Here is a 12,725-nt window from a genome sequence, read left to right as displayed (position 1 = left end):
GCGTCGGGCGGGATCGGGCGCCCGGTCGATGCTCGGCCGAAGGACGGGCCGCGCGCCCCGACACGCCGGAGGGCTCGCCGGCGCTCAGGAAGCGGTGACCCTTGGCCGCCGCGTCGGGCGGGCGGACGTCGTCACGGCCCGTTCGGCGAGGACGGGTCCGCGTCGCCGTCGAGCAGCGGCTGGAGGAGGGCGTCGATGCGCGCGAGCCGGCGGCGTCGGATCGCGGCCATGCCCGCCACCGCGACGGCGATCACGGCCGGGAGCGTCCACGCGAGGGGCGATCCGCCGAGCGCGCCCACGGCGACGGTGCCGACGAGGAGGACCGCCGCGACCAGCACCGCCCACGGTCCACCGAGCTGGTCGTGGACCTCGCGTCGGCGGAGCAGCAGCCACCGCCAGGAGTCCGCGTCGGCGCCGGCGGGCAGGCGGCCGTCGTCGATCGCCTCGGAGACGTCGATCCACCTCATGCGGGAGGGTGCCGCGCGGCGTCGGCGAGCGATGACGAACGTGAGGACGAGGCCGGCGAACGCGCCGACGGTGAGGGTCGCGAGGAACCGCTCGACGCTCGCCTCGCGGCCGAACGCGACCCGCGAGCAGGTCATGACCACGGCGAAGGCCACGGCGACGCCCATCCCGGGGACGATCGCGGGGGCGTCGGCGACCCGGCGGCGGGCGCGCCGGAGCCGGTCGTGCGCGGAGGACGTCGGGCCGGTCACGGTCGTGCGCCGGTCGGACGCGCGGTTCGCGCGGCAGCGTGACGAGCTCATCCAGCAGCCGGGGGAATCCGGTCGTCGGGTGCGGGCGGTGCCCAGCCGGCGCGCTCCTCGTCGTCTCGGCGCGACTGCTCCTGCAGCGGGATGAGCAGGGCGTCGACGCTGTCGCGGCGACGCGGGCGCGACACGAACAGCCAGGTGGCGTAGGGGACGAACACCGCGAGGAGCACGACGATCCCGAGGGGCAGGCTGCTGCCCGCGCGCTGCGGCAGGAAGGCGAGGCCGACCAGGAGGAGCAGGCCGACGGGCAGGAGGGCCCACGCCTCCTGGCGGATCTCACGACGACGGCGGTCGAGCGCGCCCTGCCACGCGACCCGATCCGCTCCCTGCGGCAGCTCGCCGTCCTCCGCGGCCTCCGACACCTCGACCGGCGTGGGCGCCCCGGGGTGGTACAGGCGGGTGACGAGACGCGCGCCCGCCACGGCCAGCCCGGCGACGATGGCCACGACGGCCCGGACGATCCCGCTGCCCGCCTCCTGGGGCGGCTGGTCGAGGTCGATGACCCACAGCCACGCGTACACCAGGAGCGCGAACGCGAACGCCCGCAGGAGGAACGGGGCGTGGTACCAGGCCCGTCGGAGTCGGCGGAAAAACGGCTCGGGCTGCGCGGGTGCGGTCGGGGTCATGGGAACCTCCTCGTCCTGCGCGGCGGATGCGCGCACGGCATCGAGGGAGACCCCCCGACATCCGCTCCCACCCCATCGACGAGGGCCCGCGCGGCGAGGATGCCGGTACGCTGCCGGCCCGTCGCAGTGCGTGAAAGCCGATCGTCCGAGGCCTCAGAGCCCGGCGGACGAACGGGGATCAGTCGATGGAGTCCGCGCGACGCGCCTCGCGCTCTGCGAGCTGCGCGAACAGCGCGTCGAGGCGCCGCGGCACGCGGCGGTGCTTGAGGAGGATCACGATGCCGAGCCAGACGGCCACGGCCAGCAGGATCCAGCCGAACGAGGCGTGCGGGAAGGCGAGGAGGCCGCCGATCGGGAAGATGGCGAGGGCGCCGATGAGCTTCGCGGGACTCGCGTTCGCGCGGCCGAACTCCGACGCGTACCACTCCACCGCGGGCCGCCAGGCCGCGGGATCCGCGTCGTCCGGCAGTCGGCCGGTGGACACGGCCTTCCACACGTCGACGGTGATCCTCCCGATCGGTCGATATTCCTGCTGCCAGTCGCGCACCAGTCCGAAGAGGACGCCGATGGCGACGCTGAACGCGGCCACGCACACGAGTCCGAGCGTCCCGGCAGGGACGATGGGCAGGGGTCTCCCTGAGGTGATGCGGATGCCCTCGACGAGGACGAAGCACGACGGGATGCCGACGGCGATCAGCGCTCCGCGGGGCGCGGTCTCGAACCAGAGGCCGAAGCTGCGGCGGACGAGACGACCGCGCACGGGCGGATGAGGGGCTTCGGGCACGGGGAGTCCTTCGGGGGTGGGGCGGCGGGCGTCGGATCAGTCGAGCGGGTCCGCGCGGCGCGCCTCGAGCTCCGCGAGCTGCGCGAGGACCGCGTCGATGCGCGGCGGCAGCTGGCGCCGTCGGACGAGGATCGCGATCCCGAGCACGACCGCGATGACGAGGGCGCACCAGCCTGCCGTCCCGTGGGGGGACGGGACGAACTGGATGAAGAAGCCGACGAGGACGAGGATCACGAGGCCGAGGAGGGCCTTCGGGAGGTTCTCCTGCCCGGTGCGGAAGGCGGCCGCGTACTGCTCCACGGGGGAGCGCCACACCGCGGGGTCCGCGTCGTCCGGCAGGCGGCTGTTGGAGACGGCGCGCCAGACGTCCACGGTGATGCGGCCACCGGGTCGCGCCCGCTGCTGCGCGTCCCGCGCCTTCGGGACAGTGGAGGCGGCCGCGATGCTGATGGCCGCGAGGACGATCAGGCCGAGCGGACCGTCCGGCACGAAGGGGAGGGGGCGCGCGAAGGCGAGGCGGCAGCCCCCGGCGATGAGGAAGAAGACGGGGATGAAGGCGGCCGTCAGCACGCCCGCCGGCGCGGTCTCCAACCAGAGGCCGAAGCTGGGTCGGGCGTGGCCCTGACGGGTGTCGGACGGGCGGGGGGCATCGGACACGGGGCTTCCTCCGGACGAGCGGGCTGGTGATCGCGTCACGGTAGCGCGCTGCGCGCGGCGGGGACGCGATCCCTCCACCGGCGCGTGGGAGGCTGGGTGCGGCCGCGGGCATCCGCTCCCGTCGTCCGTCCGCTCCTCAGATCCCGTCCGCTCCCCAGTCCCGTCCGCCCCTCAGCCCCGCCACCCGGGAGGTGCCGTGCTCGAGATCGCCGCCGAGGTGCTCGACGCCCTCGCCGACGGACGGCGTCTCGCCGTCGCGTGCGTCACCGACGTGCTCGGCAGCGCGCCGCGCACGGCCGGGACCGCGATGGCGGTCGACGACACCGGCCGGGTCATCGGATCCATCTCCGGCGGCTGCGTCGAGGGCGCGGTCGTGGAGGTGGCGGAGGCGGTCCTCGCGGACGGCGTGCCCCGGCTCACCGCGTTCGGCGTCAGCGACGACGACGCGTTCCAGGTCGGCCTCACGTGCGGGGGGCGGATCGGCGTGGTCGTCGTCGCGCTCGACCCCGCGGGCGACCCGCGGTCGCCGGTCCCGGCTCCGGTGCGGGCCGCGCTCGAGGACGCGCGCGCCGGTCGTGCGGCGTCGCTCGCGCTCGTGCTCGACGGCCCCGCCCTCGGCACGTGGATCACGGCCGCCCCCGACCCCGCCGTCGACGTGGCCGTCGGATCCGAGCCCGCCCGCCGGATCCGCGCCGGGCTCGCCGCCCGCCTCGCCGCCGGCCGCTCCGGCACCGCGGAGGTCGCCTGCGCCGACGGCCCGCGGCGCGTCCTCCACGTGGTGGCTGCGCCCCCGCCCCGGATGCTCGTGTTCGGCGCCGTCGACTTCTCGGCCGCCCTCGCGGACGCGGCCGCGCTGCTCGGCTACCGCGTCACGGTGTGCGACGCCCGGCCCGCGTTCGCGACCCGCGCCCGCTTCCCGTCGGCCCACGAGGTCGTCGCGGAGTGGCCCGACGAGTACCTGGCCCGCACCGAGGTCGACGCCCGCACCGTGATCTGCGTGCTCACCCACGACGACCGCTTCGACGTGCCGCTCCTGGTCGCCGCCCTCCGCCTCCCGGTCGCCTTCGTGGGGGCGATGGGATCCCGCGTCACCGACGTGCGCCGCCGTGCGCTGCTCGTGGAGGAGGGCCTCGGCGCGGAGGAGCTCGCGCGGCTGCGGTCGCCCATCGGCCTCGACATCGGCGCGTCGACGCCCGAGGAGACGGCCGTCTCGATCCTCGCGGAGGTGCTCGCGGCGCGCGCGGGCACCGCGGGGGCGCCGCTCACGACCACGACCGGGCCGATCCACGGGGAGCCCGGATGACCGCCGCATCCGCCGCCGGATCCGCGCCACCCGCCCAGCCCGGCCTCGCCCGGCGCCTCGGGCTCGTCGACGCCACCGTGCTCGGCCTCGGCGCGATGATCGGCGCGGGGATCTTCGCCGTCATGCCCGCGGCGGCCCGCGCGGCTGGCGGCGGCCTCCTGCTCGGACTCGCCATCGCCGCCGTCGTCGCGTTCTGCAACGCCACCGCGTCGGCGCAGCTCGCCGCCCGCTACCCGTCGTCCGGGGGCTCGTACCTCTACGGCCGCGAGCGCCTGGGGGAGTGGCCGGGCTTCCTCGCGGGCTGGTCGTTCGTGATCGGCAAGACCGCGAGCTGCGCGGCCATGGCCCTGACCTTCGCCGCCTACGCCGTGCCCGCGGTGTGGCAGCGGCCCGTCGCGGCGCTCGCCGTGGCCGCGCTCGCGGTCGTCGGCTGCCTCGGCGTGACCCGCACGGCGCGGCTCGCCCGTGTGATCATCGCGGTGGTCCTCGCGGTGATCGCCCTCGTTCTGGTCGCGGGCCCCGTCACGGGCGGGGCGGGTGCCGCGGGACCCGGCGTCGGCCCGATCGCGGGCGTCGTCGACACGACCCCCTACGGCGTCCTCCAATCCGCCGGCCTCCTGTTCTTCGCCTTCGCGGGATACGCGCGCATCGCGACCATGGGGGAGGAGGTGCGGGATCCGGCCCGCACCATCCCCCGCGCGATCCTTCTCGCGCTCAGCAGCGCGCTCGTCGTCTACGCGCTCGTCGCCGTGACGCTCCTCGGGGTGCTCGGGCAGGCGCGGCTCGCCGGATCCACCGCGCCGCTCGCCGACGTGGTGCGCGCCGCGGGGTGGACGTGGGCGGTCCCCGTCGTCGGGATCGGCGCGGCCGCGGCGTGCCTCGGCGCCCTGCTCGCGCTCCTCGCCGGGATCGGGCGCACGTCGCTCGCGATGGCCCGCGAGGGCGACCTGCCGCGCGCGCTGGCCGTCGTGCACCCGCGGTACCGGGTGCCGCAGCGGGCGGAGATCGCGGTGGCCGTGGTCGTCGTCGCGCTCGTGCTCACGGTGGACCTCCGCGGCGTCGTCGGCTTCTCGTCCTTCGGCGTGCTGCTGTACTACGTGGTCGCCAACGCGGCCGCCTTCACGCAGGGGCGGGTCGATCGGCGCTACCCGCGGGCGATGCAGGTGCTCGGCGTCGCGGGCTGTCTGGTGCTGGTGGCGACGCTGCCCGTGTCGTCGATCGCGGCGGGGATCGGGGTGCTGGCGGTGGGCGTCGTCGGCCGGGCGGTCGTGCTCGCCCAGCGTCGACGCGCGCGGTCCGTGGCCTGACCCGCCGCGCCCGCCCGCCGCTGGCGCTTCAGGATCAGGACTCCCGCGTCCCGCGCTCCCCGAGCGTCGTCGGGCTGTCGAACGCGGGCTGCGGGCCGCCGCCGTGAAGGAGCCGCCACACGCGGTCGCGCGACATCGGCAGGTCGTACGGCCGGATCCCGATGGCGTCCCGCACCGCGTTCGCGAGCGCCGGCGCGACCGGGTTGTAGGGCGCCTCGCTCATCGACTTCGCGCCGAGCGGCCCGAGCTCGTCGTGCGTGTCGGCGAACAGCACCTCGGTCCGGGGCAGGTCGGCGAGCTGGGGGATGTGGTAGTTCCGCAGCACATCGGTGAGGATCCGCCCCTCGCCGTCGTGCACGACCTCCTCGAACATCGCGGTGCCGAGCGCCTGCGCCGTGCCGCCCTCGACCTGGCCGCGCAGCTGCGCCGGGTTGATGACGGTGCCCGCGTCCACGGCCTGCACGGACCGGAGGATGCGCACCTCGCCGGTCGCCGGATCCACCGCCACCCGGAACGCGTGCACGTTGAACGCGAGCGACCGCAGCGCGCCGTCCTCGTGCGCCTCGGCCGCGAGGCCGTCGGGGCCCACCAGGTCGGCGACGCGGACCGCGACGGCGCCCGCCACGAGCGCGTCGGGCGTGAGCGCGAAGGCGGCGCCGGGGATCCCCGTGCGCGCCGAGGCGGCCTCCCGCAGCAGGTCGGCGAGCGCGGTCGCGGCCCGGTGCACGGCCTTCCCGGCGACGACCGTGCCCGCGGACCCGAACGCGCCCGTGTCGTAGCGTGTGACGTCGGTGTCGGACTGCCGGATGCGGATCCGGTCGGGCGTCGTCCCCAGCGCGGTCGCGGCGAGCTGCGCGTGCACGGTCGTGGTGCCGTTGCCGAACTCGGCCGTGCCCACGGACACGGTCACCGTGCCGTCCGCCGCCAGCGCGACCGTGACGTCGGCGAAGTGCCCGCGCGGCGGCATGGTCGCGATCATCGCGGCGGCCATGCCCTCGCCCACGAGCCAGCGGTCGCCCGTCGGCACCGGATCCCCGCCGCCGTCGCGGAGCGCCGCCTCGGCGAGGTCGAGGCACTGGTCGAGCCCGTAGCTGCCGCCGAAGCCGAGGTCGGGGCCCTCGGCGTGCGTGATGATCAGCGGGTCGCCCGGCACGACCGCGTTCCGCCGCCGGATCTCGAAGCCCGAGATGCCGAGGCGCCGGGCGAGCTCGTCGAGCGCGGACTCGATCGCGAAGATCACCTGCCCGAGGCCGTAGCCGCGGAACGCGCCCGACGGCAGGTTGTTCGTGTAGACGGCCTGCGCGTCGACGCGCTTCGCCGGCACGCGGTAGAGGGTGATCGACTCGTTGCAGCCGTGGAACATCACGCCGGGCCCGTGGTTGCCGTACGCGCCCGTGTCGGAGAGCACGTCGACCGCGAGGGCCGTGAGCAGGCCGTCCGCGGTCGCGCCGACCGTCACGCCCACCCGCATCGGGTGCCGCGCGGGGGAGAGGGTGAACTCGTCGGAGCGCGTGAACTCGAGCTGCACCGGGCGGCCGGTCGCCAGCACGGCGAGCGCCACGACGTCCTCGGTGAGGATCTCCTGCTTGCCGCCGAACCCGCCGCCCACGCGCGCCGTGAAGACGCGCACGCGCTCCGGCTCGAGCTCGAACAGGCGGCAGATCTCGCGCTGCACCAGGAACGGGACCTGCGAGCTGGTGCGGAGGACGAGGCGGCCCTCCTCCATCCAGCCGACGGTCGCGTGCGTCTCGAGGTGCGTGTGCGCCACGCGCTGCGTCGACCAGGTGCCGGAGACGACCTCGTCGGCCCGGGCGAGGCCGGCGGCCACGTCGCCGTGCTCGCCGTGCATCTCCGCGACGACGTTCCGCCGCGGGTCCGCGATGCGGGAGACGGCCGGGTCCTTGTCGCCGTGCACCAGCGGGGCGCCGGGCCGCCGGGCGAGGTCGGGATCGAGCACGTGCGGCAGCGGCTCGTAGTCCACCCGCACCAGGCGCACGGCGGCCTCGGCGATCCCGACCGAGTCCGCGATCACGGCGGCGACGCGCTGCCCGCGGAACCGCACGACGTCGTCGAACACGCGGCTGTCGTCGGGGTCGTCGAACCGGTCCTCGTGCCGGGCGGACGAGTAGAGGGTCGCGGGCGAGTCCTCGTGGGTGAGCACGGCGTGCACGCCGGGCAGCGCGAGGGCCTCGGTGGCGTCGATGGAGCGGATGCGCGCGTGCGGGTGGGGGCTCCGCACGAGGCTCGCGTGCAGGAGGCCGGGGACGGCGACGTCGAGCGTGTACGGCTCGAGCCCGCTCACGACGCGCTCGCTCGCGGGGGCGCGCAGGGACGTGCCGACGCGGCCGGTCTGCGCGCGCTCGGCCTCGCGGGCGACGGCCTCGGCGGTGGATCCGGTCGGCCGCGCCGATCGGGTCGCCCGCACGGGGCCGAGTCCCGCGGGCCGCCCGCCGCAGCCGGCCCCGTGCTCGTGCTCGTGCGGGGCGTCGGCGTCGCCTTCGCGCGAGTGCGCCCCGCGGATCGCCTCGTCGATCGCCCGGTACCCCGTGCAGCGGCACAGGCTGCTCTTCATCAGCCGCGGGAGGTCGTCGAGCGCATCCGGCTCCAGCGTCGACGCGGTGACCACGATGCCGGGCGTGCAGAACCCGCACTGGAAGCCCGCCGCCTCCACGAAGGCCCGCTGCACCGGATGCAGGTCGCCCGGCGTCCCGAGCCCCGCCGCCGTCGTGACGACGCGGCCCGCGGCCCGGAACGCCGGGAGGATGCACGAGTGCACGGCGTCCCCGTCGACGAGCACCGTGCAGGCGCCGCAGTCGCCGGAGTCGCAGCCCTTCTTCACGCTGAACACCTCATGCTCGCGCAGCCAGGTGCGGAGGCTCTGCCCGGGAGCGGGCTCGCCGGGGACCTCGCGGCCGTCCACGGTCATGCCCATGCGCGCGCTCCCGCCGTCGTCGTGGCCGCGGCGACGAGCGGGGTGCCGCGCTCGCCGGAGGGCGGGCCGTCGCCGGATCCCGCCGCGTCGCCCGCCAGCTCGGCGCGGATCTCCTCCGCGAGCAGCGCGCTCACGGCCCGGCGCCAGTCGGCGGCGCCGTGCGCGTCGGTGAACCAGGATCCGATCGCCCGCACGTCGTCCGCGAGCGCGTCGCCCGCGGGCAGGGATCCGTAGCGCAGCACCTCGGGCCGGAGCGTCGCGCCCGTCACCGCGAGCGTGAACGCGCCGTCCTCGTCGAGCCGGCCGATCACGACCGCCCCGGAGCGGCCGATGGGCGACAGCGCGATCTTCCGGAACGCCGTGCGCGCCCGGAGCGACGCGGCGGGCACGTGGATCGAGCGCAGCACGTCGCCCGGACGCAGCGCCGTCGTGCGGTCGCCCGTCACGAGCGCGCCCACGGGCATCCGCTCGTCGTGCGCGGGGGAGCCGTCCGCGGCGGCGCGCCAGACGAGCGCCTCGGCGTCGAGGGCGGCGGCGAGCGCGGTCATCGGCCCCGCGGGCAGGGCCGAGCAGATGTTGCCGCCCACGGTCGCGACGCGCCAGATCTCCGTGGACCCGAACAGCGCCGTGCACGCCTGGAAGAAGAGGGGGTGCGCGTGCCAGCCGTCGCGCGGCGCGATGCCGGCGACCTGCGCGATGGTGCAGGTCGCGGCGATCTCGAGCCCCGCGTCCGTCACGAGGAGCGGCTCCCAGCCGAGCGTCTGCAGGTCAACGAGGCCGGTGAGGTGCGGATGCGGCTCCGCGAAGATCCCGGACCCGCCGGCGAGCGCCGCGACGGCCGGGCCGAGCGCGGCGAGGTCGTCCCGCGTGCGGGCGGGGAGGACGGAGCGGACGGTCGGCTGGTCCATGGGTCTCCTCCCGGGCGTCCCGGTCGGCGGCCGCGTCCTCGTCGGAGGGCGGTCGTGCGTCGGGCGTGTGACAGCGATCCTCGCATCCGCCGGGCCGCGCCCCCGAACCGGCGCCCCGACTTGCCGGCGCCGGACCGGGCTGCCACGCTCGCACCGACCCCGGGGAGACCATGAGCAACCGCACCACCGCCCGCGCCAGCCGTCCGCGCCGCGAGCTCCGCGCCGCGGCCGTGCTGCTCCTCGTGCAGGGCGCGCTGATGGAGGGCCTGGTCGCCGTGGGCCTCGTCGTCCTGCTCGCGCTCGGCATCCCGCAGGCGACGATCACTGACCACGCCGACGTCTTCGCCCTCGCCTACCTCCGCGAGAACCTCTACCCGATGATGGCGATGAGCGGGATCTTCGCGGCCCTCCGGATCACCGCGGGCGTCGGCCTCTGGCGCGACCGGCTCTGGGGCCTCGCGCTCGCCGCGATCCTCTGCGTCGTCACGCTCGTGCTCATGGTGTTCCTGCTGCCCGCCGGGATCCTCGACGGCGTGCTCTCCGGCACGGCGCTCGTCCTCCTCCTGCATGCGCGGCTCGGGCGGGACGCCGACGGGTCGCCGCGTCCGGCCCTGCCCGGAGCCGCGCCGCCGCGCTGACCGCACCGTCCGCGGGAGGCTCCCGACCGGGGGCGCGGTCCACCGCTCGGTAGGATGATCCGTCGCCACCCGTCGGGTCAGGCGCACGCATCGGCACACGAGAAGCACCAAGGGGATGATCCATGGCGGGCAGCGCACGGCAGTTCAACGTGGCGCTCGAGCCGACGGTCGATCCGGCCACCAGCGAGGAGGAGTACTCCCGCCAGGACGACGCGGTCGCCCCCGCGCCCGCCACGTGGCCGACCACGCACCACCGCCCCGACGTCGTCATCCGCAAGGGCCTCGCCACGCTGGTCAACCGCACGCTCACGCCGCACCAGGCGCTCGTGACCGACCTCCTCTTCATCCGGGACGCGCTGCTCGCGACCGGCATCGACTTCTGGCTCATCCGCGGCAACGACGAGCGCCCCGTCATCGCCATCGACGTGCAGAACCGCGACACCGTGGTGCGCGCGCTCGTGACCGCGTGCGCCGACGAGCCGCTCTACGCCAAGACCGTCGACGGCCGCCGCCGCCCGCCGCTCCTCGTCGCCGACGGCCGCCTCACCGACAACCCCGAGGCCGGGATCTTCCGCCTCTACCGCCCGCGCATCGAGCCGGACGGCCTCCTCGCGTACGGGGCGTCCACCGCGGTCGAGCTGCAGTTCTTCCGCTTCGAGGGCGAGACCATCGTGTGGCCGGTCGAGAACTCGCTCACGCGCGAGATCCTCCCCGCCGCCGAGGTCGTGCCCACCACGGTCGAGATGTACGGCCACGAGTGGAAGACGCTCCGGGGCATGTTCGACGCGCAGGCGTCCGACATCACCTTCGACATCGACATGGTCTTCTCCTGGGTCGACGGCAACGACCCCGAGTTCCAGAAGCGCCGCGCCGAGCGGATGAAGGACGTCGTGGTCGGCGAGGGCGACGACTCCGAGGCGCGCTTCCGCCAGATCGACGAGCTCAAGTACGCGCTGCGCTCCGTCTACCTGTTCGCACCGTGGGTGCGCCGGATCTTCATCGTCACCGACTCGCCGAAGCCGGCCTGGCTCGCCGAGCACCCCGGCGTCACGTTCGTGCGCAGCGAGGAGTTCTTCACGGATCCCGCCGCGCTGCCCACGCACAACTCGCAGGCCGTCGAGTCGCAGCTCCAGCACATCCCGGGGCTCAGCGAGCACTTCCTCTACTCGAACGACGACATGTTCTTCGGCCGTCCCGTGCAGCCCGGCATGTTCTTCTCGCCCGGCGGCATCACGAAGTTCATCGAGGCGTCCACGCGCATCGGCCTGGGCGACAACGACAGCGACCGCAGCGGCTTCGAGAACTCGGCGCGCGTCAACCGCCGGCTCCTCATGGAGCGCTTCGGCCGCCTCATCACCCGCCACCTCGAGCACGCGGCCACGCCGCTGCGCAAGAGCGTGCTGCTGGAGCTCGAGCAGGAGTTCGCGGAGGACTTCCACCGCACGCAGCTCAGCCGCTTCCGCTCCAGCACCGACATCTCGGTCACCAACTCGCTGTACCACTACTACGCGCAGATGACGGCCCGGGCGGTGCAGCAGGAGAACGCGAAGGTCGCCTACGTCGACACCACGTCGCGCGCCGGTCTGGATCTCCTCCCCGGCCTCCTCAAGCGCCGCTCGCAGGACTTCTTCTGCCTCAACGACGGCTCGTTCCCCGAGGTGCCGGCCGACGAGCGCCAGGCGCGGGTGCAGGACTTCCTCGAGCGCTACTACGGCATTCCGGCGCCGTGGGAGGCGGAGGTCGCCGACCAGGCCGCAGCCGACGCGTCCGCCTCTCCCGCCGAGTGAGCCGCGCGGGGAGCCCCGCCGACCGCACGCCGTACGAGGTGCTCGGGGTGGATCCCGCGGCCGACACCGCGACCGTCCGCGCCGCGTACCGCCGGCTGGTGCGCGCCACGCATCCGGACACGGGCGGCGAGGCGCACCTCTTCCACGCGGTGCAGCGCGCGTGGGAGCTGGTGGGGGAGCCCGCCGACCGTGCCGCGTACGACCGCGGACAGGGCCGTCCGGCGACCGCGGACGACGACCCGCTCGGCCCGGACGACGCCGGGTACGCGCCCGCACCCGGATCCGGCACGCGTCTCGGCGCCGCGGTCCACGGCGTCGCCGGCGCGCTCGCCCGCGCCCACTACCTCGACCGCGTGGCGGCGTGGCAGGGCGTCGCGCCGGGCGCCGACCTCGGCGTGGATCCCTGGTCGCCCGAGCTCGTGCGCCGCGCCCCGCGCGACGTCCGCTGGCTGCTCGCGAAGGCCCTGGCCGAGGAGGCGACGGCACGCGCCGCGGCGTCGCTCGGCATGGGCGCCACGATCTTCCACGACGTGCGGCCGCTCGACGGCGCGGGAAAGGTCGACCACGTCGTGCTCGCCCCCGCGGGCCTCTTCGCGCTCAGCTCCGAGGACTGGGGCACGGACGTCCAGCTCGTGCGCGGCGAGCTGCAGCCCGTCTCACCGGATCCCGACGGTGCCCTCGCGCCGGGCGACGCGCCCGTCACGTGGCTGGTCGGCGCGGCCCGGTCGCTCGCGGCCTCGGCGGGGGTCCGCTTCGCGGCGGCTGTGGTCGTGGTGCCGGACGACGCGCTCGCCCACCCCGTCGAGCGCGTGGAGCGCGGCCGCAACCGCGGGGCGCTCGTCGTCCGCCGGTCCGTCCTGCCGCTCGTGCTCCGCGACGGGGTCTCGGAGGAGGGCCGGCTCAGCGTCGCCGATCCGTACGCCGTGCGAGCGCTCCTCCGCGAGCGGCTGACGCTGCTCGGGCCCGCCGCGGGCTGACACCGGGCCGAGGCCGCCGCGCGCGCGAGGGCC

General features: G+C 75.7%; 11 protein-coding genes. 5 read left to right on the top strand and 6 right to left on the bottom strand.

Going from position 1 to position 12,725, the window contains the following annotated elements; all coding sequences use genetic code 11:
• Nucleotides 1-131 precede the first annotated feature (131 nt).
• The 4 genes from AWH51_RS11290 to AWH51_RS11275 form a co-directional block, all read right to left on the bottom strand.
• A complete protein-coding gene (locus AWH51_RS11290) occupies nucleotides 132-767 on the bottom strand; it encodes a hypothetical protein (RefSeq protein ID WP_254654548.1) in 636 nt (211 codons plus the stop codon).
• The gene (locus AWH51_RS11285; RefSeq protein ID WP_063072169.1) at nucleotides 764-1,399 is read right to left on the bottom strand and encodes a hypothetical protein; all 636 of its coding nucleotides are present in this window, start codon (nucleotides 1,397-1,399) and stop codon (nucleotides 764-766) included. The genes AWH51_RS11290 and AWH51_RS11285 overlap by 4 nt, the downstream gene beginning before the upstream one ends.
• Before the next feature lie 178 nt (nucleotides 1,400-1,577).
• Nucleotides 1,578-2,183: a hypothetical protein gene (locus AWH51_RS11280; RefSeq protein WP_131798131.1), complete on the bottom strand. Its 606-nt coding sequence runs from the start codon at nucleotides 2,181-2,183 to the stop codon at nucleotides 1,578-1,580.
• A gap of 36 nt (nucleotides 2,184-2,219) precedes the next feature.
• A complete protein-coding gene (locus AWH51_RS11275) occupies nucleotides 2,220-2,840 on the bottom strand; it encodes a hypothetical protein (RefSeq protein WP_063072167.1) in 621 nt (206 codons plus the stop codon).
• A gap of 196 nt (nucleotides 2,841-3,036) precedes the next feature.
• Between AWH51_RS11275 and AWH51_RS11270 the strand changes: the two genes are divergently transcribed.
• Both AWH51_RS11270 and AWH51_RS11265 read left to right on the top strand, forming a co-directional pair.
• A complete protein-coding gene (locus AWH51_RS11270; protein ID WP_063072166.1) occupies nucleotides 3,037-4,143 on the top strand; it encodes an XdhC family protein in 1,107 nt (368 codons plus the stop codon).
• On the top strand, nucleotides 4,140-5,450 hold the full coding sequence (locus tag AWH51_RS11265; protein WP_063072165.1) for an APC family permease: 1,311 nt from the start codon (nucleotides 4,140-4,142) through the stop codon (nucleotides 5,448-5,450). Before AWH51_RS11270 ends, AWH51_RS11265 begins: the two co-directional genes overlap by 4 nt.
• A 34-nt stretch (nucleotides 5,451-5,484) precedes the next feature.
• Here the strand turns inward: AWH51_RS11265 and AWH51_RS11260 are convergent, their stop codons facing one another.
• Nucleotides 5,485-8,382, bottom strand: a complete 2,898-nt coding sequence (locus tag AWH51_RS11260) for a molybdopterin-dependent oxidoreductase (RefSeq protein ID WP_063072164.1) — start codon at nucleotides 8,380-8,382, stop codon at nucleotides 5,485-5,487.
• A complete protein-coding gene (locus AWH51_RS11255; protein ID WP_063072163.1) occupies nucleotides 8,373-9,290 on the bottom strand; it encodes an FAD binding domain-containing protein in 918 nt (305 codons plus the stop codon). The genes AWH51_RS11260 and AWH51_RS11255 overlap by 10 nt, the downstream gene beginning before the upstream one ends.
• Before the next feature lie 170 nt (nucleotides 9,291-9,460).
• Here AWH51_RS11255 and AWH51_RS11250 point away from each other — a divergent pair, with 170 nt between their 5' ends.
• From AWH51_RS11250 to AWH51_RS11240, 3 genes are all read left to right on the top strand, one after another.
• Nucleotides 9,461-9,928 carry a hypothetical protein gene (locus AWH51_RS11250; protein ID WP_063072162.1) on the top strand — a complete coding sequence of 156 codons (468 nt, stop codon included), beginning with the start codon at nucleotides 9,461-9,463 and terminating at the stop codon, nucleotides 9,926-9,928.
• A 122-nt stretch (nucleotides 9,929-10,050) separates the two neighbouring features.
• On the top strand, nucleotides 10,051-11,715 hold the full coding sequence (locus AWH51_RS11245; RefSeq protein ID WP_063072161.1) for a stealth family protein: 1,665 nt from the start codon (nucleotides 10,051-10,053) through the stop codon (nucleotides 11,713-11,715).
• Nucleotides 11,712-12,692: a J domain-containing protein gene (locus AWH51_RS11240; RefSeq protein WP_063072160.1), complete on the top strand. Its 981-nt coding sequence runs from the start codon at nucleotides 11,712-11,714 to the stop codon at nucleotides 12,690-12,692. The genes AWH51_RS11245 and AWH51_RS11240 overlap by 4 nt, the downstream gene beginning before the upstream one ends.
• The last annotated feature ends 33 nt before the right edge of the window (nucleotides 12,693-12,725 follow it).

Source organism: Clavibacter tessellarius, from assembly GCF_001618005.1.
Lineage (GTDB): Bacteria > Actinomycetota > Actinomycetes > Actinomycetales > Microbacteriaceae > Clavibacter > Clavibacter tessellarius_A.
Note: the sequence above shows the minus strand (reverse complement) of the source record. Positions and strands in the feature narration are given on the sequence as shown.

What these genes read in the sequence shown, in the direction of transcription:
- AWH51_RS11255 (WP_063072163.1), bottom strand. Translation starts at nt 9,290, where the DNA reads ATGGACCAGCCGACCGTCCGCTCCGTCCTCCCCGCCCGCACGCGGGAC.
- AWH51_RS11290 (WP_254654548.1), bottom strand. Translation starts at nt 767, where the DNA reads ATGAGCTCGTCACGCTGCCGCGCGAACCGCGCGTCCGACCGGCGCACG.
- AWH51_RS11260 (WP_063072164.1), bottom strand. Translation starts at nt 8,382, where the DNA reads ATGGGCATGACCGTGGACGGCCGCGAGGTCCCCGGCGAGCCCGCTCCC.
- AWH51_RS11250 (WP_063072162.1), top strand. Translation starts at nt 9,461, where the DNA reads ATGAGCAACCGCACCACCGCCCGCGCCAGCCGTCCGCGCCGCGAGCTC.
- AWH51_RS11245 (WP_063072161.1), top strand. Translation starts at nt 10,051, where the DNA reads ATGGCGGGCAGCGCACGGCAGTTCAACGTGGCGCTCGAGCCGACGGTC.
- AWH51_RS11265 (WP_063072165.1), top strand. Translation starts at nt 4,140, where the DNA reads ATGACCGCCGCATCCGCCGCCGGATCCGCGCCACCCGCCCAGCCCGGC.
- AWH51_RS11285 (WP_063072169.1), bottom strand. Translation starts at nt 1,399, where the DNA reads ATGACCCCGACCGCACCCGCGCAGCCCGAGCCGTTTTTCCGCCGACTC.